The sequence below is a fragment of the Chryseotalea sanaruensis genome (assembly GCF_003990915.1).
Taxonomy (GTDB): domain Bacteria; phylum Bacteroidota; class Bacteroidia; order Cytophagales; family Cyclobacteriaceae; genus Chryseotalea; species Chryseotalea sanaruensis.
Genome location: NZ_BHXQ01000007.1, coordinates 173,194 through 199,944 on the forward strand (window position 1 = coordinate 173,194; position 26,751 = coordinate 199,944).

At 36.2% G+C, this 26,751-nt stretch carries 19 protein-coding genes and 1 pseudogene; 10 read left to right on the forward strand and 10 right to left on the reverse strand.

Annotated elements, in window-relative coordinates:
• The first annotated feature begins 132 nt into the window (after window positions 1-132).
• The 3 genes from SanaruYs_RS17800 to SanaruYs_RS17810 all read left to right on the forward strand — a co-directional run bounded on the left by SanaruYs_RS17800 (window position 133) and on the right by SanaruYs_RS17810 (window position 3,970).
• Window positions 133-1,449: an NAD(P)/FAD-dependent oxidoreductase gene (locus SanaruYs_RS17800; protein WP_127123959.1), complete on the forward strand. Its 1,317-nt coding sequence runs from the start codon at window positions 133-135 to the stop codon at window positions 1,447-1,449.
• The gene (locus SanaruYs_RS17805; protein ID WP_127123960.1) at window positions 1,450-3,444 is read left to right on the forward strand and encodes a KUP/HAK/KT family potassium transporter; all 1,995 of its coding nucleotides are present in this window, start codon (window positions 1,450-1,452) and stop codon (window positions 3,442-3,444) included.
• A gap of 136 nt (window positions 3,445-3,580) precedes the next feature.
• Entirely contained in the window at window positions 3,581-3,970 is a 390-nt protein-coding gene (locus tag SanaruYs_RS17810) for a DUF1801 domain-containing protein (RefSeq protein WP_127123961.1), read from the forward strand.
• 63 nt (window positions 3,971-4,033) lie between these two features.
• On the opposite strand, the pseudogene SanaruYs_RS17815 reads toward SanaruYs_RS17810, so the two are convergent.
• Window positions 4,034-4,192, reverse strand: a pseudogene (locus SanaruYs_RS17815) (hypothetical protein); the annotation flags it as partial.
• A 186-nt stretch (window positions 4,193-4,378) separates the two neighbouring features.
• On the opposite strand from SanaruYs_RS17815, the gene SanaruYs_RS17820 reads away from it, so the two are divergent.
• The 7 genes from SanaruYs_RS17820 (at window position 4,379) to SanaruYs_RS17850 (ending at window position 11,822) form a co-directional block, all read left to right on the forward strand.
• Window positions 4,379-5,263, forward strand: a complete 885-nt coding sequence (locus SanaruYs_RS17820; protein ID WP_127123963.1) for a hypothetical protein — start codon at window positions 4,379-4,381, stop codon at window positions 5,261-5,263.
• Between the two features lie 158 nt (window positions 5,264-5,421).
• Window positions 5,422-6,597: a hypothetical protein gene (locus SanaruYs_RS17825; protein WP_127123964.1), complete on the forward strand. Its 1,176-nt coding sequence runs from the start codon at window positions 5,422-5,424 to the stop codon at window positions 6,595-6,597.
• A 401-nt stretch (window positions 6,598-6,998) separates the two neighbouring features.
• On the forward strand, window positions 6,999-7,694 hold the full coding sequence (locus SanaruYs_RS17830; protein ID WP_127123965.1) for a hypothetical protein: 696 nt from the start codon (window positions 6,999-7,001) through the stop codon (window positions 7,692-7,694).
• An 86-nt stretch (window positions 7,695-7,780) separates the two neighbouring features.
• The gene (locus SanaruYs_RS17835) at window positions 7,781-8,638 is read left to right on the forward strand and encodes an XAC2610-related protein (RefSeq protein WP_127123966.1); all 858 of its coding nucleotides are present in this window, start codon (window positions 7,781-7,783) and stop codon (window positions 8,636-8,638) included.
• 242 nt (window positions 8,639-8,880) lie between these two features.
• Entirely contained in the window at window positions 8,881-9,603 is a 723-nt protein-coding gene (locus tag SanaruYs_RS17840) for a hypothetical protein (protein WP_127123967.1), read from the forward strand.
• A 156-nt stretch (window positions 9,604-9,759) separates the two neighbouring features.
• Complete coding sequence (locus SanaruYs_RS17845; protein ID WP_127123968.1) at window positions 9,760-10,404, forward strand: hypothetical protein; 645 nt, start codon at window positions 9,760-9,762, stop codon at window positions 10,402-10,404.
• Window positions 10,405-10,841: 437 nt separating this feature from the next.
• Window positions 10,842-11,822 (forward strand): hypothetical protein, encoded by a 981-nt coding sequence (locus SanaruYs_RS17850; RefSeq protein ID WP_127123969.1) that lies wholly within the window; start codon window positions 10,842-10,844, stop codon window positions 11,820-11,822.
• A gap of 31 nt (window positions 11,823-11,853) precedes the next feature.
• Here the strand turns inward: SanaruYs_RS17850 and SanaruYs_RS17855 are convergent, their stop codons facing one another.
• The 9 genes from SanaruYs_RS17855 to SanaruYs_RS17895 all read right to left on the reverse strand — a co-directional run bounded on the left by SanaruYs_RS17855 (window position 11,854) and on the right by SanaruYs_RS17895 (window position 26,735).
• Entirely contained in the window at window positions 11,854-12,639 is a 786-nt protein-coding gene (locus SanaruYs_RS17855; protein WP_127123970.1) for a hypothetical protein, read from the reverse strand.
• A gap of 140 nt (window positions 12,640-12,779) precedes the next feature.
• Window positions 12,780-13,490 (reverse strand): hypothetical protein, encoded by a 711-nt coding sequence (locus tag SanaruYs_RS17860; protein WP_127123971.1) that lies wholly within the window; start codon window positions 13,488-13,490, stop codon window positions 12,780-12,782.
• Between the two features lie 184 nt (window positions 13,491-13,674).
• Window positions 13,675-14,400, reverse strand: coding sequence for a hypothetical protein (locus SanaruYs_RS17865; RefSeq protein WP_127123972.1), 726 nt, complete (start codon window positions 14,398-14,400; stop codon window positions 13,675-13,677).
• A gap of 169 nt (window positions 14,401-14,569) precedes the next feature.
• Window positions 14,570-15,598 (reverse strand): hypothetical protein, encoded by a 1,029-nt coding sequence (locus tag SanaruYs_RS17870; protein ID WP_127123973.1) that lies wholly within the window; start codon window positions 15,596-15,598, stop codon window positions 14,570-14,572.
• A gap of 303 nt (window positions 15,599-15,901) precedes the next feature.
• Entirely contained in the window at window positions 15,902-17,068 is a 1,167-nt protein-coding gene (locus SanaruYs_RS17875) for a PQQ-binding-like beta-propeller repeat protein (protein WP_127123974.1), read from the reverse strand.
• A gap of 204 nt (window positions 17,069-17,272) precedes the next feature.
• Complete coding sequence (locus SanaruYs_RS17880; RefSeq protein ID WP_127123975.1) at window positions 17,273-17,989, reverse strand: hypothetical protein; 717 nt, start codon at window positions 17,987-17,989, stop codon at window positions 17,273-17,275.
• On the reverse strand, window positions 17,986-21,792 hold the full coding sequence (locus SanaruYs_RS17885; protein WP_127123976.1) for a fibronectin type III domain-containing protein: 3,807 nt from the start codon (window positions 21,790-21,792) through the stop codon (window positions 17,986-17,988). The genes SanaruYs_RS17880 and SanaruYs_RS17885 overlap by 4 nt, the downstream gene beginning before the upstream one ends.
• Before the next feature lie 450 nt (window positions 21,793-22,242).
• Entirely contained in the window at window positions 22,243-24,342 is a 2,100-nt protein-coding gene (metG, locus tag SanaruYs_RS17890) for a methionine--tRNA ligase (RefSeq protein WP_127123977.1), read from the reverse strand.
• A gap of 302 nt (window positions 24,343-24,644) precedes the next feature.
• Window positions 24,645-26,735 (reverse strand): ATP-binding protein, encoded by a 2,091-nt coding sequence (locus tag SanaruYs_RS17895; protein WP_127123978.1) that lies wholly within the window; start codon window positions 26,733-26,735, stop codon window positions 24,645-24,647.
• Between the last annotated feature and the right edge of the window lie 16 nt (window positions 26,736-26,751).

Consider the following 26,751-nt stretch of genomic DNA (forward strand, 5'->3'; position numbering starts at 1 on the left):
TATCGAAAAAGCACAAGCTTCAAAAGATTCAGGATAGCCGAAATCGATGGCAGCAACATAATCTCCTTTTTGCTTTGCTATTGCTTAAAGGCACTTAACTTTGCCACGTTTTTTTAAAAACACTCAACTAAAATGCCCAAATTAATTTCCACGCGAACGCGTATTGCAGACCTGGGCAAACCTCGGATAGTCGTTATTGGGGGTGGTTTCGGAGGATTGGAGGTAGCAAAGGGTATGGCTGGTTTTAAAGCACAAACCGTTTTATTCGACAAATATAACCACCATTGCTTTCAGCCTCTTTTATACCAGGTCGCTTCTTCAGGGCTTGATACAAGCTCTATTGTTTTTCCTTTCAGAAGAAGATTTGGCAGTCAAAAAGATTTTTACTTCAGATTAGGAGAAGTTACCGCCATTAAACCTGAGGAGAATTATATAGAAACCTCCATTGGTGGTGTTAAATACGACTACCTGGTATTGGCTAACGGGGCATCTACTAATTACTATGGCATGAAGGATGTTGAAGAACATGCCATGCCTTTAAAGAATATTATCGACTCAATTAAGCTGCGCAACCGTATTATCCAAAATTTTGAACTGGCATTACTTACAGATGATGTAGAGTTAATGAACAGCCTTATGGATTTCGTCATCGTTGGTGGTGGTCCTACTGGTGTGGAAATGGCTGGCGCATTAGCTGAATTAAAATCGCATGTATTTCCCCGCGATTATCCCGAGCTACAACTTAGTCATATGGACATTCACTTGGTGGAAGCCACCGGGCGTTTGTTAAACGGTATGTCAGACATTGCCGGAGAAAAAGCTTTGCAGTACCTTCAACAAATGGGTGTAAAAGTACACTTGAACACAGCCGTTAAAACCTATGATGGGCACGAAGTGAATTTCAACAATGGTAATAAACTGATGACCCGTACGCTTATTTGGGCTGCTGGTGTAAGAGCAAATGCCATTAAAGGTTTACCCGATGAAAGCATTGGTCGTGCGGGTAGAATTAAAGTTGATGAGTTTAACAGGGTAGTTGGCTTCGAAAATATTTTTGCTATTGGCGATGCTGCCATTATGGAGGGTGTGGATAAAGATTTTGTTTACGGTCATCCGCAAGTAGCACCACCCGCCATGCAACAAGGTCAGCTGGTGGCTGAAAACATCAAGCGCATCATTACAAATAAAAAATTAAAACCTTTTCGATACAAAGATCAGGGTAGCATGGCAACTGTAGGTCGCAACCGTGCTGTTGTTGATCTCAAAATACCTTTTAAAGTAAAAACACAAGGCACTGTAGCTTGGTTTATCTGGATGTTTGTTCACCTTATGTCGTTGGTTGGCGCCCGCAACAGAGTCTTGGTGTTAATTAACTGGCTATCCAATTACTTCTCTTACGACAAGAGCAATCGAGTTATCATAGCCCGTCCTAAAGACGGTGTATCATAAATGGAAAACGGTCATTCAAAACTTCAGACCCTAACGGGAGCCGGTGTGCTGGTGTCATTGGGCATTATCTATGGCGACATAGGTACCTCACCGCTTTATGTATTTAAAGCCATCATCGGGCAGCGCGATATTACTGAGGAACTCATCTTCGGTGGGTTGTCGCTGGTGATCTGGACGCTGACACTCGTCACCACTATCAAGTATGTGTACCTCGCTTTAAATGCAGATAACAAAGGTGAAGGTGGAATTTTTGCCCTTTATGCATTAGTAAGAAAATACAGAGCCGGTTGGGTAATTTTTCCTGCCATTATTGGTTGTGCTACATTGATCTCTGACGGCTTTATTACACCTGCTATCTCTGTATCATCTGCTGTAGAAGGTCTGCGGATTTTAAATGCAGATATTCCAACAGTACCTATCGTTATCACTATCATCATTGCCATTTTTGTTTTCCAACAATTTGGCACCAGTGTAGTGGGTAAAACATTTGGCCCTATCATGCTCATCTGGTTTACCTTTATTGGTACCATGGGTTTGCTTCAGCTTGTAAAAAATCCTGAAGTACTAAAAGCATTAAACCCAATGTATGCGATCAACTTATTGATTAAATACCCGGGTGGTTTCTGGATTCTAGGTGCAGTGTTTTTATGCACAACAGGAGCCGAAGCCTTATATTCCGATTTAGGTCACTGCGGCAAGAAAAATATTCGTGTGGGATGGGGGTTTGTAAAAGTTGCTTTGCTTCTCAATTACTTTGGTCAGGCTGCATGGTTAATGACACAAGTAGATAGCAGATTGGGAGACATCATTCCATTCTATGCAATCATTCCTGAGCCCTTGCTCATCTTCGGTATCATCATCGCTACAATGGCTGCTATCATTGCCAGCCAGGCTTTAATTTCAGGTACGTTTACACTGGTGAACGAAGCGATGAAATTAAAACTGTGGCCAGCTACACGTCTTCGTTATCCGAGTGAAGTAAAAGGTCAGATATATATTCCATCGATCAACTGGATTCTGATGATCGGTTGTATTGCCGTGGTACTTATCTTCCGGGAATCATCCGCAATGGAAGGTGCCTATGGTTTGGCCATTACATTTGATATGTTAATGACCACGTCACTGCTGGTCTATTACTTCTCCTTATCCAAGAAATCAACGATAAGGGCAATGGGTATGGCTGTGCTCTTCTTCTCCATTGAAGGCGCATTCCTCGTTTCTAACTTAAGTAAATTTGGTCATGGTGGTTGGTTTACTTTTACGATCGCATCTGCTTTTTTCTTTATGATGTTTATACTCGTGCGGGCACGCAAACTGCGCGACAGGCATACTGAGTTTGTTGATGTTAAGCATTATGTAGAATTGATGCAGGATGTGCAGAACGACCAGAGCATACCGAAAGAAGCTACTAACCTGGTGTACCTAGCCGTAGCAGACAGTAAGCGTTACATCGACTCAAATATTATTTATTCGCTTTTCAAGAAAAGACCTAAGCGCGCTGATGTGTATTGGTTCTTACACGTTGATACGGTTGACTCACCTTTTACCAGCAAATACTCTATTGATACTATTATTCCGCGCAAGTGTTTCTTCGTGCGCATGAAGCTCGGTTTTAAAACACCGCATCGCATTAATCTCTTGTTTAATAAAATTGTACACGAGATGGCCGAGTATGGTGAAGTAGATTTAGTGAGCCCCTACCCTGCTTTACATAAACACAGCATGACGGCAGACTTTAAATTTATTATTCTGAATTCATGGGCTTCATCCGATAGTGAAATTTCTAACTTCGACAGAATTGTTATTCAGGGTTATCGACTAATCAAGAAATTCAGTTTAGGTACTGCAGAACTATATGGTTTGGAAGCTGCCAATATTGAAACTGAACGTGCACCTATTTCTGTTGGGCCACAAGCGAAGGCGAAGATCAAGCGGGAAAAAGAAGATGTAGAGCGTGAGAAAGAAGAACGCTATGCTGAGTATGGGAAGAAGTGATTAGTTTTCCATTTTTCGTGGTTAGTTGTTCGTTGGTGGTTGTCGGTTATTGGCTATTTCAAATTTGAAATATGAAGTTTGAAATCTATCTATGGTTTACTGAGAAATAAAATGGATTCTAAGTAAATATGCTATTATGAACGCTGACATTCAGGAATACAATAATGCACAAGTTGCTAGCGACAAAGCAATCTGTAATCTATTAGCGAATGAAATTGATAAAGGACTGCCAGAGGCAGAAAATAAAATCTGGCATAAGCATCCTGTTTGGTTTTTAGATGGCAATCCTGTTGTAGGATACAGTAAATTGAAAGATAGCGTGCGTTTACTCTTTTGGAGCGGTCAGACTTTTGAGGAAGAAGGCTTACAAAAAGAAGGAAGTTTTAAAGCAGCTGAAATGCGATATACTGCTGTTGATCAAGTCAACACAAAAGACTTGGCGCGATGGCTTAAGAAGTCTCGCGACATACAATGGGATTACAAAAACATCGTAAAGCGAAAAGGCAAACTCGAGCGACTTAAATAACGAAGGGTTTTAGTGGGTGCAAATCAACTCATCACCGAATCAGGACATCATCTCATCAGCACATCAACTAACTGTCGATCCCGGATTTACTTCTTCGTTTGGTTCTATCAAACGCAACTTACCTTCGTTATCTTCGGCCATTAAAATCATGCCTTGCGATTCGATGCCCATCATTTTCCGTGGCGCTAAATTAGCAATGAAGGTAACTTGCTTACCTACCATCCCCAACTAGTCTTAGCGTCTCGCTAAGACCAACCAATTTCTCATTGGTTTGTCTTAAGTATTCAATTTTAGGCGAAGGAAAAGTTTAGTTCATACAAAATGATCCTCAGGGAATATAATCCTCTGGCAAAGACTTTTACATTTAATATCTAGAAAAAATTATCGATCTATTGTAGATTAGAATAAATGAAAAGATTATTAATTACCATAATTACACTTAATCTTATTTATAGTTGCACAAAATCGTCTAAGAACCAAGCGAATGAGGCTAAGCTTAAGTCAGAGGATTTAAACCGAATTGAAACTGATAATGGAAGAAATAGGTATTTGGAAATAAAGAAGAAATTTAATGAGGGCTATTATATTGATTTAGGGCGACAGATTTCGCAGTTTTATCAGTACAAGAACCAATCTCCCTTTCTTGATAGTGTTAAACAAATTCATGAAACATTATTGAGAAACAGAAAATTTATTAAGCAATTACGAGATTCCTTATCCCGTGTGTCTGCATTTACATATTTTGAAGGGCTCAATCTTCCAAAATTAGACTCAATTACAGGTGAGAACTATGATGTTAATGAGCACTTGTACGTCTTCGATTTTATTGATTTTGACCAAGATTTGTTTCAATCTAATTGGGATAACAGTTGGTATTTAAGTGAACAAGAATTGTCTAACAAGTTCAAATGTATTACTGTTTGTCATTTTCGAGATTGTGAATTTTCAATTGTGCTCTATAGTATCGGTGGCAATTTCAAAATAACAGATAGTAACGAAATCTTTCAAACTGGATGTTATGCCGAACCAGCCCCTGACTTTAAGTACCAAAACTACTTAGTAAATGAACATCAAAGAACGAGTGCTTCATATTTTCATGCTGACACCGCATTTACATTGATGAGAAGAACTTATTTCAGCCTTAAAGATACAATCACGTCAAGTGTTACCATTGAAATCGGAAGTGAATTTAATGTTACTTATAAACTTGATTCTTTGGGTAAATTAAAAGTTATAACAGATAAAAGTTTCAAAAAGAAATATGTAGAGCCCCTTTATAACGTGCCAATTTAGATAGTATCTCGTAACTTCTTAAAATAGGATTAACTATTTAAATGTTCAAAAAGCTTTTAGAATTTTCAGATATTCTAAGGAGCATAAGGAGCTTTTAATGTATTGGGGTTAATTAAGTAATTTTTAGCAGTATCTTCACAGGATCAATCAACAAATTTATGATAAATAGATTCTACTTTCTCTCTCTTATTTGGTTTTTGATGGTAGGCTGCGGCTCACAAGAAAAACCAAAAGAAATACAGCTGGGAATAGATACAGTTTTTAATGATATCTCCGAATCCTTTACTCCAAATACTAATCAACAAGATTTAAACTTTGAGATTCTATCTATTGAAAATTATGTTGATTCTATAGAATTGCTTCCATCTGCTGATATAAAACATGTAGAATTAAAAAAAAATTTAAATAACAAGGAACTATATTTAAACTCTGAAATTTATAAGAATAAGGGTTCTATATTTAAAATAATCCTTAATTCTAATTACCTTAGTTATTATCATCCATTAATACCTAAAACAGATTCGACAATTACTAATAAATTCTCAAGGGAGTATTATTATAGAAATGGTCTTTTGGTTTATATTAAAGAAAGCTACAATTTAAATAATTCTACCCAAGCTTTTGAAAACACCTATTATCTCAAAAAAGACTCATTAATAAAATGGACTTCTGATTATTTTTTCCAACATCAACAACTTTATCAACAATTAGATTTAGTTCTCACCAAGTTTCCACAACTTGATATAATCGATGTAATATTGAAAGCCACAAATAATTTATCAGATAAGAATTCTCTCTACGGAAAGAGTAAAACTGAAGCGATCGAAAAATGGATTGATTTTAAAAAAATTGAAGATAGTACCCTGATTGATGTGAAAATTCAAAATACAAATCGATTTTCTAACCTGATAGGAATTACAAGTTACTTTAATGGAAAAGATACTTCAGAACATTATCACATTTTAAACTTTAGCTACAACACTTATCTAAGCCCTGAGTATGTAGAAGTAACACAACAATATTTTGGTAAGGCTGTTAAGAAAATAGAGGAAATATCAAGACCAGGAGATGCAATGCTATATTTACTAGCTAAACATCAAGTTAGAGACACAACTTCAATAAAGAAACTCCTCTCAACTGATATTTCTTTAAGTTCTTTAGGTCTAATTGATTTTACAGACAATGAATGTAATATCGGCCTGGATAATAACTTTTTTAATGACAAAGGAATAGGGGAAATTTCATATTCGGGCGGTGGATGGGGTGACACATACGTATGGGAGAAAAGTGGTAAGAATCCAAGATTAATATTTGTTTCACGCTATAGCCATTAAAAAAACATTAGTATTCCAGAGACTACCAAGGAGCGAATGCCACTTTCAATATACGGGATTTAAAATCAGACATTATTCATAATTTGGTATACGCCCCGACTGGTCTTTGTGTCACCAACTGCATTTAAATCTATTCTAGTTAGCCCGTAGAGATATCCTATGACCAGTTAGGAGTTGCGCATATCGCTCGAAAAGTGGGTGCATTTTATATACTTGACTCCTTTGAATAGAATGGACTACTCACGATAATATACTAATATTAAACTTCCTAGCTTTATTCTTCACATTGAAAAGTTTATATGATAAGTAGCATAAGAATGCTTTAATTTTTTGAATAGCAAACAAATAACATGAAGACAGTCGCTTTAACAACAGTGATACTAATGTGCTGTTTTTCGGCTTTGGGCCAAAAGAAAGGTCTTGATTCTTTCTCACATCTTGATTCATTAAAAATTCCAGTCAGGAACTTTTGCCTACCTAACAGCTTTATAAAATTTGATCCAAAGAGTACAACCACATATGGAACTTATTTAGAAATAAATCTTGATACGCCAATTAATCAAGCCTACTCAGTTGGCAATGATAACATAAAATTAATTAAAACAAAGATTAACTCTAAAGACGATAAACAGTACTACATAAGTTTTGGATCCATTGATGGTCCTTCAATTGGGTTTACAATTTTTGAAGCAGCACTGCCCAACAAAATAATTGGACAAATACAAGCTATTAGCCTAATAATTCCAGGAAATGGAAGCTTATACTCAATAGACCGATGTTGGGAAAATTATATTACTAAAAGGAAGCATTCAATTGTAGAAGGAAAAATAATGGAAGACAAACAACCATTTTATTCTGTAGATATTAAATCCTATGCATTAAGACCAATAGAAATATACGCTGACGCCACCTTCAAAGACAAAATGGCAACAATACCCATTAATGGAAAAATTGAAATAATACTATGCACAGGATCTAACAGTACATCAGATATCTACTTAGTTCGAACTAGCTTTGGTTTGCTGGGGTGGGCCAGACTAAGAGCAGGACAATATCAATCTGTAGATGTTGAAGGGCTTTTCTATAATGGAGATTAATTTTCCTATACTCTGAATTTCCCCACCGGGCAATTATATTTTAGCCCAAGCATAGCAAAGTTGATTACAATTAAAAAAATAGAATTATGCACATTGAAAAAAATAAATCCACTTGTTTAATCCTGAATCTTAAATTGAGAAATACCCATTATCAGTTGAATGCACCTAAAATGAAAATCTTAATAATTTTATTGAGCACTTCAATCATATCCGCCTCTTGCACTACAAAAAATAATGATAAAAATGTCGTAGAGTATCCGATACATACTGACTCAATCTACCAATCTCCAATTGATAGTCTAGGAAAGGATAACTATTCTGGTACGAGATATCCTTTAAAAGTAGTAAAGTCTTTTATAAAGGATTTTAGTGGCACGAAATTTAAACTTATACTTTATGCCAGTTTTTCAACTGAAGTAAATGGAAATTTAGATAGTATTTTAATTGTAATTGATAATAAAGAGCATCCAATAATAATAGAAAAAGTCGATTATGAAATGTATCAAAAAGAACAGATTTTAGAAATAGAATCTGGTATCAGTCTCAAAGATTATAATTTTGATGGAGCACCGGATATCTCTATTTATAATACACAAAGTGGAATGAAAAATATTATAGAAACGATTTATCTATTTGACTTTGAGAAGCAAAGATTTAGTAAAAACGAAATTTTATCCCAAAGCTCCAACTGCAGCATAGACTCGATAAATAAAACTATATCAACTTTTGCACAAGGTGGCATGTCAAGTATGATTTTTAATTCAGAGCTCTACAATTGGGAAAATAACAAGCTACGTATAATAAAATCTGTTAGGCAGGATTATATAGATGAAATTGATCGCTTTGTAAGGATTACCAAAACCATGAGGAATCAGGAATGGATTATGCAAGTAGATACGCTATCTGAAGCTCAATTACTGGAAATGAGAGAGGCTCATAATTAAAATCAGTCTAGCAAAGATATTATTAATTTTCTCAACAGTTAAGAGCCAATGATGATGTTTTGTGAACTTTATGTGTCTATAGGAAAATAAATAGAAAAGCTCTTAACTTCAAATCTACTCTTATCCATTAGGAAAGATTTATAAAAGTTGACGATATTAGTCTATAAGAGGCATAAGTACCAATAAAGTGCAGCACTTGTATAAGCATAAACCTTTAAATATATCACGAATAATTTGCTAAAATGAAATACTTAATACTTTGGATTATTTTGTTCATCACAGTGTGGTGTAGTGGACAAACTTTACCCAAAATAAAATTCGAGGGACAATCAATCAACGATTTTGTTCCGGATAATTGGAGAATAATTTCAACTGCTTCTGGAGATCTAAACGAAGACAATTATGTAGATGAAGCAATAGTGATTCAAGAAATGGACTCCAAAAAAGTAATCATCAGTGAAGGTTCAGTGATGGATACATTAGATACAAATCCTCGAATGTTAATAATTTTATTTAAGGACTTTATCTCAAATCAGTTTAGATTAAAAGAAATTTCAGGAAACCTTATTCCTAACCACTATTCACCAACTATGGATGACCCTTTTGATAACATTATGATTTCAAAGGGAGTTTTAACACTGAATTTTCATTTTTGGTATAGCGCAGGGAGTTGGTATCAAACATTTCTAGAATATAAGTTTCGTTTTCAAAAAAATGAATTCTATTTAATTGGAGCAGAATTTGATGAAACTGATAGGGGAACATCAGAAGGGCTTAAAAGAAGTTTTAATTTTTTAACAAGGAAAATGAGCGAAACAAGCATAAGAGTTGAAGAGGATGAAAGCGGGGAACAGATTGAAAAAATTGAGACCAAATGGAAAACATTGGAAATTAAAGAACTTAAAACAATAAAAACTTTGACTGGCCTTTTAAAGTGGACTGTAGCACCTGATGTTGAGATCTAAAATTTTTCCCCACCTACTGGCGCGAGTGTTGTGCGGTGGCTAGCGCATGGATCACTCGAGCCAATTTCAAAAGCGTAATTATGGGGCATCAGTGAACAATCAATATATCCAAAATAAGACTCAATACAGAATCACTTCATACAAACAATATTTCGAATGAGTAAATTGATAATTTTGTTAGTAATCTTAATATCCTGTTGCTGTCGTGATATAAAAAAACCGAATGATTTTGCTGCCATTGACAACAATAAAGCAGAATTAAGACCAAATCTAGTCACGACTGACAAAGCCAGTAAACTCCAAAGATTTAAAGTTTGGATAGATTCGACTAGCATTTTAGATCTCCCATTCAAGGCAATTTTTGACACAACGACCGAAGGAACATTTAGGATTAAGTTCTGGGAAAAAGACTCGATTTTTAGAACTGATTTTAAAAGGGTTGGTGATATTTATTTAATGGGACTTATTTCTGACACAACTGATTTTTACGGGTTCGTTTTTGTTTCTATAACTGCGGCTGGTAACCCTGGTATTGTAACGTTTGATAAATTGGGAAACAAAGTTGACCTTAAGCTACTGACGAAGGATAATTGTATAATATATTCCGGGGATGTTTTACTCTGTAAAGAATATACAACAATTGGTCGTGATTGGTCTCTTGACTATTACTTTAAATCCATCGTTGCAGGAGAGGGTGACTCAATGGACACTGTCTGTACAAATTCAATAAGTAAGGGTAACATTAACAAGAGCGGAGAAATTAATCTCGGACAATTTACTGAGATTAATTGTGAAGATTAAATTTAAATTTGGCATCCCTTCGGTCTTAGCATTTCATAGGTGGTATACAACCCACACTAGTCTTAGCGTCTTGTTAACACCAAATGCATTTTTCTATAATCTTTTTAGGTCGTAGGAAGAGCCTAGGACCAGCGCTGGAATTGATTGTTCAATGCAATAGCAATACTGACATTTGTAAAAGACTAATTGTTGAAGATGTTCAGCAGGGAACCTGGTAATAATAGGTTATTGGATGTAAATTAGTAATTGTAGGTGTTAGTGGTTTGCTCTATTAAATCACAAACAGTGGGTTTACAACATGACTCCATTCTTAGTTCAAATTTAATTGTAAGAAGTCCATAGGATTGAAAAAGAGACAATAACTGTTAAATTTAATTCCAGAGCTGATTATGAGCAGCATATATCGAGAAGACAAATAAACATAACCTGCTTCGAATTTGAGATATGAAAAAATAGGGAAGATAATACTTGGCATATTCTTACCAGTTGCTAGTATCATTCTAGTGTTTGTAACACTTAAGCTGCTTGACATTAAAGGAACTACAGCATTGACCATATTAGTAATAAGTCTAATTGTATTAACCATCATTTTTATATACATAATCTCAGATCGTTATGTAAAACATGGAGTTGTTTGTGGGGCATCCTTACCTTTATTATTATTTGTTTATAGTAGCTGGATAATATATAAAAAATCAAATAGTCCAGAAACAAAATCAGCATTCGTTGAAAAAAGTAAAATCAATCTTCGGGAAGAAGCCAGCATCTTAAATTCATTAACTACAGATAGTTTTGCTATTCACGTTACAGCAGACACAATTCGGGAAAAGCATAGAAACGATGGAGGAGAAGTAAAATCGTTCCAAATTGATTTCAGTGAATTTAAAATCAAAAAGGTAAAAGAATTGAATAAATCAATAACAAATCCAAAATTTGAAATAGTTAACGACACACTTTTTATTCTCTATTTAGAGGTAAATAATATCATTAAGAAAAAACTTAAGCACACACGAAATGGTAGTGACTCTTCCAGCTATTTAGGCTATTTACCAGATAAAAATTTACTAATCTTTGCTGAGAATGTAAGTGAGTTTGGCCCCGACTACTCTTCGATTGATGCAATCACTGGACAAGTAATCGATGGTATTCCTCTTTACAAGTCTAAAAATCATAATTTGTACGGAAGTGTTTTATTTAGACACGATTTAGGTCAATTACAAGTTCCCGTTAAAATCTGGAAAAAAGAAAATACGAGATATAGAATAATTTATGAAAATGAAATTTTATTGCCAGGATATTATGGAGAATATGATAGATTCATCATTTCTGATATTAAGTGGGATAAAAAAGATTTTAAATTTAAGCTGTATGTTGACAATGATTCAATTGAACTAAAATTGAGAGTTTTGGGCATCTAAGTATTTCCAGAACCACTAAATATGATGCCGTTCAATTTTTCTCACTTAATAATTCTTGGCTTATAATCCCTGTATTTTCATCAACCAAATAGGTTTCAGTCTTTACTTCTTTAATAATTTCTTTTTTAGTTCCGTCCTTTCTTATCTCTTTATGCTTCAAAACAATGAATTGTCTACTGTCAAATTCATAACTACAGGCACGCTTACCATTAGTTGATGGATTATTATATCCTATTACAATTTTGTCAATTAATTTTCCTACACCATTAAACGTTGCAAAAGTAACTTTTTCATCTCCTTGAGCATTTATTGTCTTATAAATAATACCGGTGACCACGTCACTGAAAATTAGATCATCTACTGACCATAATGTATTTGATTCAAGAATTTCATCGCCAACTTGCAGGTATCTTACAGCAAGTTGTCTGGGTATCTCTTGAGGATAATCAAACACATCAAGAAAGTCAGTAAAGCGGTCCCCGCTTATTGGTTCCACCTTAGGTTTATTTCTTTTATCAGAAGTAATATCTCTTTGATATTCTAGGGCTATAAATGCCATTAGAAACATAACAATTAAAACGGGTACACCAATAGTGATTTTTTTATTGTATTGCTCAGCATTGTTTTCCTTATAGAATCCAAATTTAATAAGGAATAAATATTGTAAAACAATGTAAATAATGAATAGAAGACCTGCAGCAAATGGAATGGTGTCGGAGGACAGATGAGATTTTGAAATTCCATAAACCACCACACTAAGTCCTATCGCAACAAAAATGATAGTCAAAACTCCTAATATGTATCTATATACTCTCATAATTTATTATTTAATCCTAATGGTCTTAGTGTCTCGCTAAGACCAATTGAATTTCCACTTACGCTTATTAATTCGTATGGAGACTCTACGGCTAGCGAGGGTTAAGGAAAAACTTCAAATAATAGCTTCCCCAGATTGTATTAATCGTGAGTTTCTTCTAATTCACTTTCTTTAATTCGCCTCTTTAATTCATCAAAAGCCGGGTCCTTATAATTACTTAATAATCTCAACAACTCCCTTTGCATTACAGCCCTTATCGGCATCAATCCATCATCTTCTTCTATCGTACAGAGTAAAGGCAAATACACAACACCATCTTGGCTCACCGACTTATTCTTTATCATAACATCTTTGTACAAAATCGGATCATAAATCAAAAAAATGTACTTGCTATACCCAGGGCTACATTCATCCTCACCTTGAGTTATCCCTCTTTTTGCACTATCAAATCTTTTTAATAAAAAATTCTCATCAATCTTAAAATTGACTTGAAATTCATTTAAACGATCTAAAATAAACATTTTCCCTTTACGCTGTTCTTCAGTATAAGGTTTTACGTCATTGACTCTTTTGTAAATCATATTACATACAACAGTGACTTCTTTAGCATTTCCCTCTGTCATTCTTTCTTGAATTGATTTTAGATTTGAAAGTGACTTTTCAAATTGATTTTGACCAATTGAAGCCTTACAAAATTCAATCAATTCAATTTCAGAAAAGATCAATTTATGGAAGCTTATTGCCTTAAAATCTTCTTTCATTAAGGTCAATACCGAATGGTTAATCTGTGCTTGACTAGAACAAGTAGTCATAAAAAACACAAAGAATAAAATCACTTTTCTTTTAATCATGGATCTATTATTTCAGATGATTCATCAATAATAATTTGCTTATTAACGATCGCTCAACAGATCTTAGAGCTTCATTAAGGCCGTTTTATTACATATTAATCTAATGCATTACAATGTCCATATCTGGTTATAAGGAGACTCTACGTAAAGCAAGAGGAAAACCCATATCGTACAAACAGAATTATCATTTATTATATTTTTCGACTGTATGATTTATGGATTTTAACGCTTTAACAATAAGTGGCATTGAACTATTTTTATGCTTACTACTAATATAATCTACTATTCTTTTATTCAGAGTAGATTTTACTTTTGATTTAGTGCCGGGGTAATATCTAAATTCTTCAAATCCAAATTCTAACCACGCATTAAATCGATAAAGTGCTAATTTATCTCTCTCAATATCACTCCATACCGTAGATGGTAAATCAGTAATTAAGCTTATAATACAAGCATCATCAACTTGCTCCGGATACTCAATATAATTTTGGAAAGGAAAAGAATAGTTTTTAAATGTATAATCTCTTTTTAAGGGTTGCAGATTTTCAATTATTAATAAGGATTTAGGATAAATTATTTTATAATTTTTTATTGTTGATATCTGATTTAAAAAGAACACATACTCAAAAGTATGAAAGTATCTTTGCGATTCACTAAGCCTTTTATCAAAGGCTCTATTTATACGTTTTATAAAATCGTTTTGATAAGTAGAGTCTGATTCAATTATCTTTAAAACTTCTTCTGTACAAAAAGAAAGCTCATACAATTCAAGATTAAATTTTTCTTTTTTAATATATTCCATTAGAGCTGAGTCGTACCCGTAAGCCGAACCAAATCGTACGAATCCAAATAAACAAATGGTTAGAATTGGAATTAAAATTTCTTTTTTATACTTATCCACCTGTTTCATATTCATCAGAAATTATTATGATCTTTTCAATAATATCCAAATTAAACTTTTCTTTGATTTTAATTTCCCCAACGGGTCTTAGCGTCTCAATATGACCCACTGCGTTCTTCTATATCCTTGCTTAGTCGTAGGGAGACCTTAAGACAAGTGAGGATGAGGACTTAATAAATTAAAATTCGAATGAATATATTTTAATAGTATAATCAGATTGAAACATTAAATAATATGTATTGTTTAATGAAGTAATTCTTAGGTAGATCGTACTCTCATCGCTGTCGGGAGACGGATAGTCAGAGATAGCATTATAAAAGTCAACTTTTTTATTGCTTAAAATGTTAGGAGAAATTGTTAGTGTTTTATAATGATTCCCGGTACCTCTTTCAAAAAAAATTAATTTACCAAGCCCATGTTCTGGATTTGAGGCAAGTACAAAATACTTCTCATTTATATGGATTAAATCAAAGTTTTTCAGGGATAAATTACTGTTAAGGGTAAATCGGTCAATAGTTAACAATTGATTTACTTCTCCTGCACTAATAATACTGCTTGCTTCTAATGATTGATAATAAATCCTATCATCATGTTTTAAAAAAAGTCCATTTGAATTTGCCGGAATATTTTTATTTCTAGAGAATTCCATTAATTCACACTGAGTTAATTTGTAATTAATACTATGTGTAGACACTTTAATAGGTTCACTTAATAACGAACTCGCAACAAACAGAGGCATAGGTATTTGTGTACGACAAAATAGTTTGTTAGTATTTCTATTGAAAAGAATTAATTCATTTTTTGCCATGCTATAGAATGAGAGGAAACCTGAGTTTACATCGATTAGCTCTATGCGGTAATTTGGGTAGTCACCAATACTTTTAAGCTGGTTGCTTATTTCAAAAATATTTCTATTCCCTTTAGTCTTACAATCATATTCCATCAAGTTGAGAGAGAATTTATCAAAAAAGATCAGCTTATTATTTTCACTGAAAACCGTCTCTGGAAGAAAGGAATAGCGTTGGACTGAATATAAATCGTTATCTAGTATCCCCTTTATAAAAGTTAAGTCCTTTTCAAAATAATTTCTCTCACCAATTCTAGTAGTAAACTCTAAATTAGGTCTTATCAAAATTTCATTTTGTGAGTTACATTTTAAAAATGAAAGCAAAATCAAATACGTTACAATGCTAGGAATATTCTTCATATTAGATAATTAATTATGATTCTCAATCAAGCTGACCCCAAGCGATAAAAGTCATCTGATCACAACTACTATCCCAAACTGGCGCGAGTGTTGTGCGTTGGCTAGGGCATGGTTCACTAGTGCCTATTTTGAAAGTGTAAGTATCTAGCAAAAGTGAACTACACTCAAACAACACTTTCGCCAGAGGGTGCGGATCGATGAAAACACCGTCTGAAGGTGAAAAGATTAGGCTTTATCGAGCAATAAAGTCTATTGCAGAATCTTCAGTTATCTACTTATACTCCTCTTGGTTCAATCAAATTTCTATTCCTTAATCGAGTTAAGTTTCAACCTTACGATTTTCTTCTCATATCCACCTCCATCAATACCATAGAACTGTCCTTTTGAACTGAAATGAAAGAAATCGTACCTATAAACTCCTATATCATTTGGCATTTCCCTTCCGCTACAAATAGGTATTCCTGTTTTATTATCAATTAATATAATAAAACCATAACTATCACCATATATTCCTGTGACCATATATTTCTCGGATAAAGTAAAATTATCTTCATTAACAGCAGATGAATTAATATTGTCCGTCCATAAAAGTTTTCCAGTCGTAGTATCAAGACAATTAAACTTACCATCATTAAAATATATCTTATCACCGAAGACCATTATTTTAACATAAAAATCAGTATAGCTTGAATTATATTTCCATACTACCTTTTTGTTTATTGTATCGTACGCCACAAGACCCTGACCCCTATCCCAATAGATAATAAACCATTCATACGATAGAATGTTCGATTGCAAACCATTGAGTAGTTCAATTTCTGAATCTATATTTCCATTTTTCATATTGATATCATATAAAAAGCGTTTGTTCCCGATAAAAAGATGATTGCCCACTATCAATGTGTGACCATTAAAATTCCCATTTCCTGATATTCTTTTTAATATTCTATTTGTACCTACGTCAACTATAAGAAGCGTACTATCATTCTCAAAAATTGGGATAGACATTCCATTGTAAGATTCTATTCTTTTTATAGTTTTAAATACTCCCGTAGACCAGCGTTTGCGATAATACTGATAGTTTGAGAGAAGATTGAAAATATATTGCTCTTCATTAAGCCAAAGGCAAAGGATTGAGTCTTTAAGAATCTTATAAACTTCTTTACGATCTTCTGCCTTTTTTAAATCAAGAAGTTCTCCATCAACAAGGTTTAATATCCCCTTTTTATGTACGTAAACTAATCCATTCTTAATCTCTCTAATTTCCGTTTTTAGCAGTCCAATATTATAGATTTCGTCAGGTGAATTGTTTATATACTCCGAACAACTAACGTCAAGTCCTTTAATAATCGTATCACTTTTAAATGTGATTTTTGGGACTAAATGATATGTGCCACTCGTTCCATAAGCTTTAAAACCAACATTAAATGCACAAACAGATATAAGAGATAATAAAAATAATTTTCCCATTTTACTTAAGGTTTGGAGTTAACTCATAGAGCTCGAAGTGCATAAAATCCTTTTCATGATTATAATTTCCACCCCCAACTGGCGCGAGTGTTGTGCGATGGCTAGAGCGTGGTTCACTCGTACCAATTTTATAACCGTTTACATATGTGGTAGGAGTGAACTGCCACCTTTTCTCACACAACACTAGCATTGGAGGGATGCGCATTAGTCAAAAAGATTTGAGGAAACATCACAATCTGTTATATCTTTTACTATATCTTTAAACTCATGTTGGATTTCTTTATGACTAAGCCTTTTCAATATTCCTTCTTTTATAGGATTCCGTAGAGTTGTTGGATTTTCATTTGCCCGTAAGTAATTGCATAAAAAAAGACCAGTCCTTTTCCAATCTTCGTTTAGTCCATTTTTTATTAAAGTCCTTTTATAGAGCAAGGGATCATAGCAAAAAAAGGTAAATATACTTTCCTCAACTGTCCCCTCGTCATAACCATTAATTAAGCTTCTTTTGCTAGCATCGATTTGTTGAATAATCAGGTTCTGATCAACTGAAAAGTTTATCATACGTTTTTCACTTAGGAGATCTAAAAGAAATTCCTTACCTCTTTCATACTCCTTATTGTAATTTTTTTCAACCTTTAATTTATTATATAGTAAGTAAAGGGTCAACTGATACTCCCTTTGATCTCCTTCTGTTTTCCTATTAACATTATTATGCTTTCCCAATTTCTTTTTTAACTTATACTGGAAGCTAGTGTCTGTTGCAAGTTGTATTAATTCCTCTGTGAAGAAACTAAGTTTGGAAAATCCGATGCGATTAATATTTTTTTCTAATTCAAGCGTTATCGCACTTTTATTGATTTGCTGTGACGTACAAGAGGTCACGAACCCTACTAATATCAAAAGTGTAATTCCTCTTTTCATAAATCTGTTTTTTCGTCTTGTTCATCGATGATTATTCTTTTTACCACTTGGTCTATCTTATATTTCTCTTTTATCTCGGTTTCCATTGTTTGTATATATTGTTTTAGTTTAAAAGCAGGGTTATTTTCATCGTAGTGTTGATAATAAGTATTTGCAAGTGTATACTTATTTTTATCGGGATTTGATCTCCTAGTCTTTGATGGCCGTTTGCAGACATCTTCTTCTTTTGCCTGAAATGATTCCGGATACTTATCGAATTGAGGCGAGTTGTAATTAATAAGAAAACAGCCATCAGAATTATCCACTCTTGTTCCTCCATGAAGTTTATATGCTGTATGCTCTTTTAGACACATTGTCACATCCCAGAATTTCTCTTCAGTTCCTGTTACACTTGTAGAATAAACGATATCATAGGTTCCCTCAGGATGACGTTTACAATCTTCCAGTTTTGTAGGATTATCTCCTTTTGGCCTTTCCAAGATAAATCCTTTGTAATCAGTCCCCACAATGGTAAACTCCCCCCATGTTCGATATTGATTCCTTCCTTTACGCTTATAGTGTATCACAATCTCTTCAGGAACTATAATTTGACAATCTTTAAGGTTCTCGTGCAAAACATCCGCCCTTTCTTTTAAAGCCGCATCTAACCCATTGACAAATGTTTTCTTTGCACTACTCAGCAGATAATCATTCACAGCTTTTGTGCATTCTGATTTCAACCCGCTAACTGGATAAAATTTCTCTCTAAAAGATACAGTTTTTAATCCGTCTGCTAAAGCAGTATCATACTTGGCATTTACAATGGCTAGTAAATTAAAGTTATCCTCATTAATGTGTCGCTTGACACTATCAATTGCATGATTAAAACTGTTTTCAATTATTTGATCAAATCGATCTATGTTTCCTGAATGGAACCAAACATAAGCAAAATAAATATAAGTCTTTAAATCGGCTGTATCTAGTTGGTATAACTTATCATCAACATAATCAACTGCATCCTGAGTGAATTCATCAGTTCCTAAACTGCTTGCATATGCTCTTGTACTAAGCTGATCGTGCATAAATACATACTCACTAGTCAAGAGACTTTTTATCGCCCCCTCCTCATCACTATCAAACAATCCCAACATCGCTACCGGGTTGTGTATGTAATCCCATTGTGTTTTGTATAGGTTTTTGCCGTTAGCACTGTAGTCCATGAGGTTGTCGCCATTTTGTGGTAGCAGCGGGAAGCTATGCTCTAAGCGGAAGGCACCATGAGCTAACTCATGGGCTATGGTTTTGCTAATGTTTGTTGCCGTAACTTTCTCCGAGCAGATAAAGCCCATTTGTTTCATGCGCGGCATAAAGCCCATCACTTGAGGATCGTCTGTTTTGGGCACTATGAACAAGTAATACGTGTCAGGCATTAATGATCTGTTTTGCAAATAGGTATTGATGATGGTGCGCATTTCTCCAGTGTAATTCGAAAACCAACTGCTGTTTCCATACTCAAGCCCGCTGCTGTCTGTGTCATAAACTATTTGGGTTAGGGTTTGCACAGGCTCCACCTGCCACTGTACAATGGCTTGCTTGTAAATATTATTGAGTTCTGTTTGCAGTGTTTCTTTCTGTATTGGCAATTGCGCACCGTTCACCGAGATCAATACCAAATTTTTGTAGGCCTTGTTGTAGCTGATCACATTCAATTTACCTACTTCTAATCGGTTTGTTGTTGAGTCTGCGGTATTCTCCTGATTAAGGTAAGCACTGATTTGTTCTGCCTGCTCGTGTGTTTTGCCTTGTAATGTCACGATTAATTCGCTGGCATTTTCTCCCTGTTGTTTGGGAAGTGATGCTGCATCTGCACTAAAGCCCACTTCCTGAATCAAGTTTTCGCGCGGTACTGTGGCGGTTACTTTAACTTTATCAAAGCGTCCTGTCTCCACTGATTTCCAGGGGACGGTATAAGTGTCGCCTTCAATACTTGTTGTTTCATAGTGGTTGAGTACTTCATGCACTTTGGCGTCAAAACCATAATCCTGATCTTCTTGGGCGCTAAAGTTTACTTTGTAATGTACCGTTGACGCAACTGAACTTGTCGCACTCGATCCGTTGTTGATTACTTCTCCTTCTTTATTTATTGTATAACTATTGCCTTCACTATCAGTCAGCACTACTGCTTGCATTGCTCCACTGGCTGTTACAGGTCTTATTATTTCTTCTTGTGTTCCATCTTCTTTTAAGACTACAATCGTGCTGTCTTGTACCCACACGCTATCGATGATGCCGATGATAGTAATGGCTACAGGCATGGCAATCGTTTCGCTTGCATTGTTTTGTGCTGCTGCCCTGTCTGCACCGATTTTCTCCATCTCTTCTACAAGCTGCCCCATGGCATTGCCTTTGGCATAGGTGCTCACTATTTCTCCTGCCAGTTCGTGGTTTTTATTCACCTTGCCGCTGAAGCGCACTTTCACGCTCGCATTGTTAAATAACGACACGGGCATTAAACCCGTACCACTGAAGTAGCCATTGCTTCCCTCTACGGTTAGCACCATCATCCGGAAGTCGTGCATCCTTATTTCATCTCCGGGAAATAAGCGTGGTAGTATTTCTGTTGTAGTAGGGGGTGTAAGTACAGGTGCTTGTCCGCAGGTGTATGGTCCGTCTTCCAGTGAGGTGGTGCTCATCTGCAAGGGAGCACTGTACTCGCTAAAAATGCTATTGCGCTCTGACCTTACCTGTACTAAGTAGTTGGTAGAAGGATTCAGTTCGCCTAATGTATAGTAGCGGTTAGTGGTAACAGATTCAAAGTAATTATTTGCAGGACTGCTGAGTGGTTTATACCGGATGCGGTATTGTGCAGGCATCTCTCCTTCACTTGGCAATTCCCATTGCATTGAAAGTGTGGTTGCATTACCGCCTTGTTGTAAAACATTTCTTGGTATGCCAAGGGCATCACCATATTGAAAAACAAACACTTCACTTTTTCCATTATTTCGAAAAAGGTCTCTGTCTTCTGTATCTGTTGCCTGCACTTGCCAGGCGTATTTTCTTCCGGCCATTAAAGTAGGTTCGGCAGGGCCGTACACCAATTGGTTTTGACTCAGGGTTGTTTCATATAACACCGGTTGACTTAAAAAAGCAGCATTGGCGGATTGACTAGTGGCATTGGGTGCCAACTCTACCATTTTAAAAGTATAGTTTGTGGTAAAGGCTGCATTGGGTGAGCCGGTGTGGCGTGGTGTCCAGGTAAAAGCAATATTGGTTGGTTCGAGTATGGCAATTTTAGTATCGTTGCCTGGCAGGTTAAGAATAGGCGGGTCGTTGAGCACAATCCAGGCGGTGGTACCAATTTTATTACTGACCAAGGTCCCTCTATTATAATCGAGTACTTCTATGGTAAAGCGGTAAACACCTTCGGGCAGGCGTTGTGTTCTTTCATACTGACTGCGGGTGAGCCCGGTAAAGTCGAGGTTGGCAGGATTGAAGTAAGCTGCCAGATCATCGCCATAAAAAAATTGTGGTATGCCACCACCTTCCAGGGTAATGGGTTGTGGAAGAAAAGTATTTTTTGTTCGTATGGTAATGCCGACTCCTTCAATGGTTAGTCGTAATTTGCAATTGTAAGTATTGATGGTTGGATCTTGCAGTCGCAGGGTAAGCCAGAAGCGTTGAGAACCCAGTGCAGTTAAGTCGGCCATGTACGGACTATAAGGTGGGTTGAGTACAACGTTGCCTTGTACTGGAAATACCTGAGCCTTGAGGGAAAGTGATAACACTATCGAAAAGAAAGATAAAACATGTTTAGGTATTGACATGCGCGCCCGGTTGTTGCAAAACGAAGTGTAAAGCTTGACAGGGGGCGTGTCATGCGCAGCAGAAATTGTCTGCTGTGTTGGTTAAGTTAGCGCAGGAGGATTGTATAAAACAATGCTGGATTTAATGCAGAAAACGTGAAGATTGTTTTTTAGCTTAATTTGGAAGGGTGGTGAATTTTTACGATGAAGATTGAGCTGGGGAGGATGAAGATTTTTCGAAGCTGGAAGCTGGAAGCTCGAAGTTGGAGGTTCGAAGTTAGAAGCTGGAGAATAGAGGTTAGAGGCTGGAGATTAGATGTTGGAATCTGGAGGAAGGATTGAATTTTCAAATTATCTTATCCTCAATCAGCACATAAGCGATTTGCCATCTTCGTTTATATAGATTCGCTATCTCTAGGGTGCTTCTCACCAAATCATTAGTAAACAGTGATCACCAAATCTTCAAATCAATTAACTAACCGTTGACCCCGGATTAACCTCCTCGTTTGGTTCTATCAAACGCAACTTACCTTCGTTATCTTCGGCCATTAAAATCATGCCTTGCGATTCGATGCCCATCATTTTACGTGGTGCCAAATTAGCAATGAAAGTAACTTGCTTACCGACCATCTCTTCTGCTTTGTAATGCTTGGCAATACCACTCAAAATAGTGCGCACATCTAAACCGCTGTTTACTGTTAACTTCAGAAGCTTATCAGACTTTTCCATCTTCTCAGCAGCGGTAACAGTTCCTATGCGAATGTCCAATTTAGCGAAGTCATCAAAGGTGATGATAGGTTTTAAAGGTGTCAATGGCTTTTCAGCAGTTGATTCCTGTATCACGGTAGGTTTATTTTTTCTTAATTTTTCAACTTGTACTTCAATGTCGCTGTCTTCAACATTTTTAAACAACAATGCAGCAGGTGCTATTTGATGACCAGCAGGTACTGGCTCAACCAACATTTTTGTCTTCCAGAATTTCACTGCTGCTTCTTTCAGATCAACATTCAATTGCGTAGCAATATTTTTTGTTGTGTCTGGTAAGAAAGGCTCACAGGCAATAGCAATGTTACCAACCACCGTGAGTGCATAATTTAAAATACATCCTACAGCTTCCATGTCTTCTTTCGCAAGTTTCCATGGCTCTGTATCCGCTAAAAATTTATTACCAATGCGTGAAATATTCAGCATGTGGAATTGTGCTTCACGGAAACGGAATTCATCTAATGAATTAACCATTTCACCTACCGATTTACTTAAATCAGTATGGGCTTGGTTATATAAATCAAGTATACGCTTACGCTTCTCATTGGTATTTGGCAACTCATGGGCTGAGGGCACTTTACCATCAAAAAATTTCCAGGTAAGTACCATTACACGGTTTACAAAATTACCGAGTATCGCCACTAATTCACTGTTTACCTTTTGCTGATAATCTTTCCAAGTAAAGTCTGCATCTTTTGTTTCTGGTGAAATAGACGTTAGCACATAACGCAACTCATCTCTTCTGCCTGGAAAATCCTCTAAATATTCGTGTAACCAGACTGCATGATTGCGTGAGGTTGAAAGCTTATCTCCTTCTAAATTTAAAAACTCGTTGGCAGGCACATTATCCGGCAGAATAAAGCTGCCTTCAGCCTTGAGCATGGAAGGAAAAATAATGCAATGGAATACAATGTTGTCTTTACCGATGAAGTGAATCAGTCTGGTGTCTTCATCCTTCCAGTATTTTTCCCAGTCAGCACCCTTCAGTTCTTTAGTAGCCGATATGTAACCAATCGGTGCATCGAACCAAACGTATAAAACTTTTCCCTTACCATCTTCGCGTGGTACAGGTATACCCCACTCCAAATCGCGGGTGATGGAACGTGGCTGCAAACCTTGTTCTATCCAAGAACGACACTGACCGTATACGTTAGTCTTCCAATCGTTTTTATGACCTTCCATTAACCACTCGCGCAACCAGCCTTCATATTTATCTAATGGAAAATACCAATGCTTAGTCGGGCGTAGCACAGGTGTGTTACCCGATACCGTAGACCGTGGGTTGATCAATTGCTTTGGACTAAGACTCGTACCACACTTTTCACACTGATCGCCATAGGCATTAGTATGACCACAATTAGGACAAGTACCTGCTATGTAACGATCTGCCAAGAAAATACCTTCCTGCTCATCGAAATATTGATCGGAGGTTTCTTCGAGGAAAATATTTTGGGTATCAATCTTCCTGAAAAAATCCTGCGCGGTCTCGTAATGGATTTTATTAGACGTGCGTGAGTATATATCGAAGGAAATACCAAAATCAGCGAAAGCCTTTTTCATCAACTCGTGGTATTTGTCAACGAAAGCTTTTGGCGTTACGCCTTCCTTTTTGGCGCCAATGGTAATGGCCACTCCATGTTCATCTGAACCACAGACAAAGGCTACATCCTCGCCTTTAAGGCGCAAATAGCGCACATAAGTGTCGGCAGGCAGGTAGGCACCGGCAATATGCCCAATGTGAAGGGGGCCGTTAGCGTAAGGCAGAGCCGCGGTAACGGTATAACGTTTGAAATCTTTTTTGCTCATGGATAATAAAATGTAAAGATGCTAAAGATGGAGCAGTAAGAAAAACGAATAGCGGAGGTAATCTAACCGGGGAAACCTAAATCTCTGCGACCTCCTTTGCTGTTCCAGATGTTCCGAAGGGCATCTGGAACTTTAATGTGCCGGATTTTAAATCCGGTATTATTTGCTGTTCGAGATGCGCTACGCTAACATCTCGAACAGCAGTGATGACGTGAGTATTTTCCGATGTGTTTTTAAGATGAATCCTGACTAAAAACTAATCGCTCTGCGACCTTCGCGGTTAAATTTGAAGTTGTCTTAGGCTAAGGTGCTTTAATCTTAGGCGCCATTACGTGTTTGTTCAGCTCTATTTCGTCATAGTGCTCCTGCGTCATTTCAAAGACCTTAGGCAGGGTAATGCGGAACTCCGTTGCATTAGGCAATTTGTAGAATTCTATATCACCTGATAATTTTTCGGTAGCCAGCTTGGCTATAAACAAACCGGTACCTCCTGTTTCGGAGCGCTCGGAGGCTCGGAAAAACAGGCGGAAAACATCTGCTTTGTCATCAACACCCATACCGATACCGTTGTCGATAATACTGATGATTACTCTTTCGCGTTTTAGTTTAACGGTAATACTGATATATGAATCTACCCGAGGCGAATCGTTGTGGTATTTAAAAGCATTGCTGATCACACTCTCCAGCGCATAGCGCAGCAGTTTGGGGTCAGTAACAAAACCGGGGATATCTTTCAGGAATAAATCAATCTTAATATCCTTCTGTTTGGCAATGCGTTTTTCGTGCTGAACAATTTCATTAATAACTACCGGCAAATTGATAGGCACAATCTGATGCTCGGTGCTCATAATCACACTGATGACAGATAACCTGTCGAGCACTTTGCTGAGCTTAGCAGTAGTCTGGTCAATCTTGGCAAAGTAATCAAGGGCTGTAGCATCCTTTACATCCATCAAGGCCAAATTACAAATACCTTTTAGTGTCGTGAGCGGACCTTTAAGGTCGTGAGATGTTTTGTAAATGAGGTTATCTAACTCAGCATTTACATACATTAATGATTTATTCGATTTTTCGAGTTTCTGTTTAGCCACCGTAAGCTCTGCCGTTTGTCGCTGTACTTCTTCCGATAATTTAGAATTGAGTTTGCGCGCTATGCGGTTCGTGCGCATGATAAATAGAATGAGCAAACCCGATAAAATAAAAGTAAGGGCAATCAGCGAGCTGATGTAACGCTGTTGCTTAATAGTTTGGTCTTTAATGGAAATGGTGGCAAGGTTTTCACGTTCGGCAAATTGTGATTGCACATTTGCTAAATTCTTAATCAGACTTTCACTCAATACACTATCCCGCAAGCTGCTGTACTTCCTGCTGTAGTAAGCAGCGTTTTGGTAGTCGTTTGTTTCTGCATAATAGTCAGAGAATTTTTCATAGAGATAAAGCAGCGACTGAAGATACTCAGTAGATTTTGAGATGACTTCTGCTGTTCTCAACAGTTCTAACGCTTTTTCGTCATCTCCTTCTTGCAAATAGGTTTTGGCCAGCAATGATAATATCTCCATCTCAAAACGAGTGCTTTTCAATTTTCTGGAGAGGGCTAAGGATTTATTAAAGTGATCGATGGCAACTCCTGATCTTTCACTATTCATCAGAGAAACGCCTAAGGCCAATTCCGCCTCCATCACAATTTCATCCGAGCAATTATCACCACAGGCTTTAAAAGCTTCAAGAATACTCTGCTCAGCTTCTATAAAGGCATTAAGCTGATTGAAGCACAAAGCCATATTGATATGCAGCCTATCAAGATCAAAAGTAGATCCGGATTTTTTCTTGGCCATCAATGACTTTTGGTAAAACTTTAGAGATTCATCGTAATTTCTTAGTTTGAAATAAACAAGACCAATGTTGTTACAGGATATACTGATATCTTCTAGATTATTCCTTTTCTCATTGACTGTAAGCGCTTCAAAATTTGTTTTTAATGCTTCATCGTAATTTGCTGTATAGGTATAAGAAACTGCCAGTAGATTAAGTATTTTACTCAACTCCTCGTAGTAGTTGTTTCTTTTTGCAATCCCATAGATCTTTTTCAAGTTCGCTACGGCCTGGTTCTCTTTATTCATTCTTCGCAACAAAAAACTTTGTGCGTATAGGGCCTTCGTTATCAATAAGCTGTCCCCTATTTTTTCTGCATATTCAACTGCATACTCCGATACATTATAAGACTGCACAACACTTTCGCCCAGCAATGATCGCATGTACGATAAGACGACTTCAAATTGAAGATCTTTAGGGGTGTTGTTAACTACACTCTTAAGCGAATCTAAATTCTGACTGAAGCAAAAAATAGGGAGAAGTATGAAAAGTAAAATCTGAATTGCTCTCATCTTCAGCATGAATGTAGGATAGGGT

Coding starts and splice junctions, on each gene's coding strand:
- SanaruYs_RS17800 (WP_127123959.1), top strand. CDS start 133: ATGCCCAAATTAATTTCCACGCGAACGCGTATTGCAGACCTGGGCAAA.
- SanaruYs_RS17805 (WP_127123960.1), top strand. CDS start 1,450: ATGGAAAACGGTCATTCAAAACTTCAGACCCTAACGGGAGCCGGTGTG.
- SanaruYs_RS17810 (WP_127123961.1), top strand. CDS start 3,581: ATGAACGCTGACATTCAGGAATACAATAATGCACAAGTTGCTAGCGAC.
- SanaruYs_RS17820 (WP_127123963.1), top strand. CDS start 4,379: ATGAAAAGATTATTAATTACCATAATTACACTTAATCTTATTTATAGT.
- SanaruYs_RS17825 (WP_127123964.1), top strand. CDS start 5,422: ATGATAAATAGATTCTACTTTCTCTCTCTTATTTGGTTTTTGATGGTA.
- SanaruYs_RS17835 (WP_127123966.1), top strand. CDS start 7,781: ATGCACATTGAAAAAAATAAATCCACTTGTTTAATCCTGAATCTTAAA.
- SanaruYs_RS17840 (WP_127123967.1), top strand. CDS start 8,881: ATGAAATACTTAATACTTTGGATTATTTTGTTCATCACAGTGTGGTGT.
- SanaruYs_RS17845 (WP_127123968.1), top strand. CDS start 9,760: ATGAGTAAATTGATAATTTTGTTAGTAATCTTAATATCCTGTTGCTGT.
- SanaruYs_RS17855 (WP_127123970.1), bottom strand. CDS start 12,639: ATGAGAGTATATAGATACATATTAGGAGTTTTGACTATCATTTTTGTT.
- SanaruYs_RS17860 (WP_127123971.1), bottom strand. CDS start 13,490: ATGATTAAAAGAAAAGTGATTTTATTCTTTGTGTTTTTTATGACTACT.
- SanaruYs_RS17865 (WP_127123972.1), bottom strand. CDS start 14,400: ATGAAACAGGTGGATAAGTATAAAAAAGAAATTTTAATTCCAATTCTA.
- SanaruYs_RS17870 (WP_127123973.1), bottom strand. CDS start 15,598: ATGAAGAATATTCCTAGCATTGTAACGTATTTGATTTTGCTTTCATTT.
- SanaruYs_RS17875 (WP_127123974.1), bottom strand. CDS start 17,068: ATGGGAAAATTATTTTTATTATCTCTTATATCTGTTTGTGCATTTAAT.
- SanaruYs_RS17880 (WP_127123975.1), bottom strand. CDS start 17,989: ATGAAAAGAGGAATTACACTTTTGATATTAGTAGGGTTCGTGACCTCT.
- SanaruYs_RS17885 (WP_127123976.1), bottom strand. CDS start 21,792: ATGTCAATACCTAAACATGTTTTATCTTTCTTTTCGATAGTGTTATCA.
- metG (WP_127123977.1), bottom strand. CDS start 24,342: ATGAGCAAAAAAGATTTCAAACGTTATACCGTTACCGCGGCTCTGCCT.
- SanaruYs_RS17895 (WP_127123978.1), bottom strand. CDS start 26,735: ATGCTGAAGATGAGAGCAATTCAGATTTTACTTTTCATACTTCTCCCT.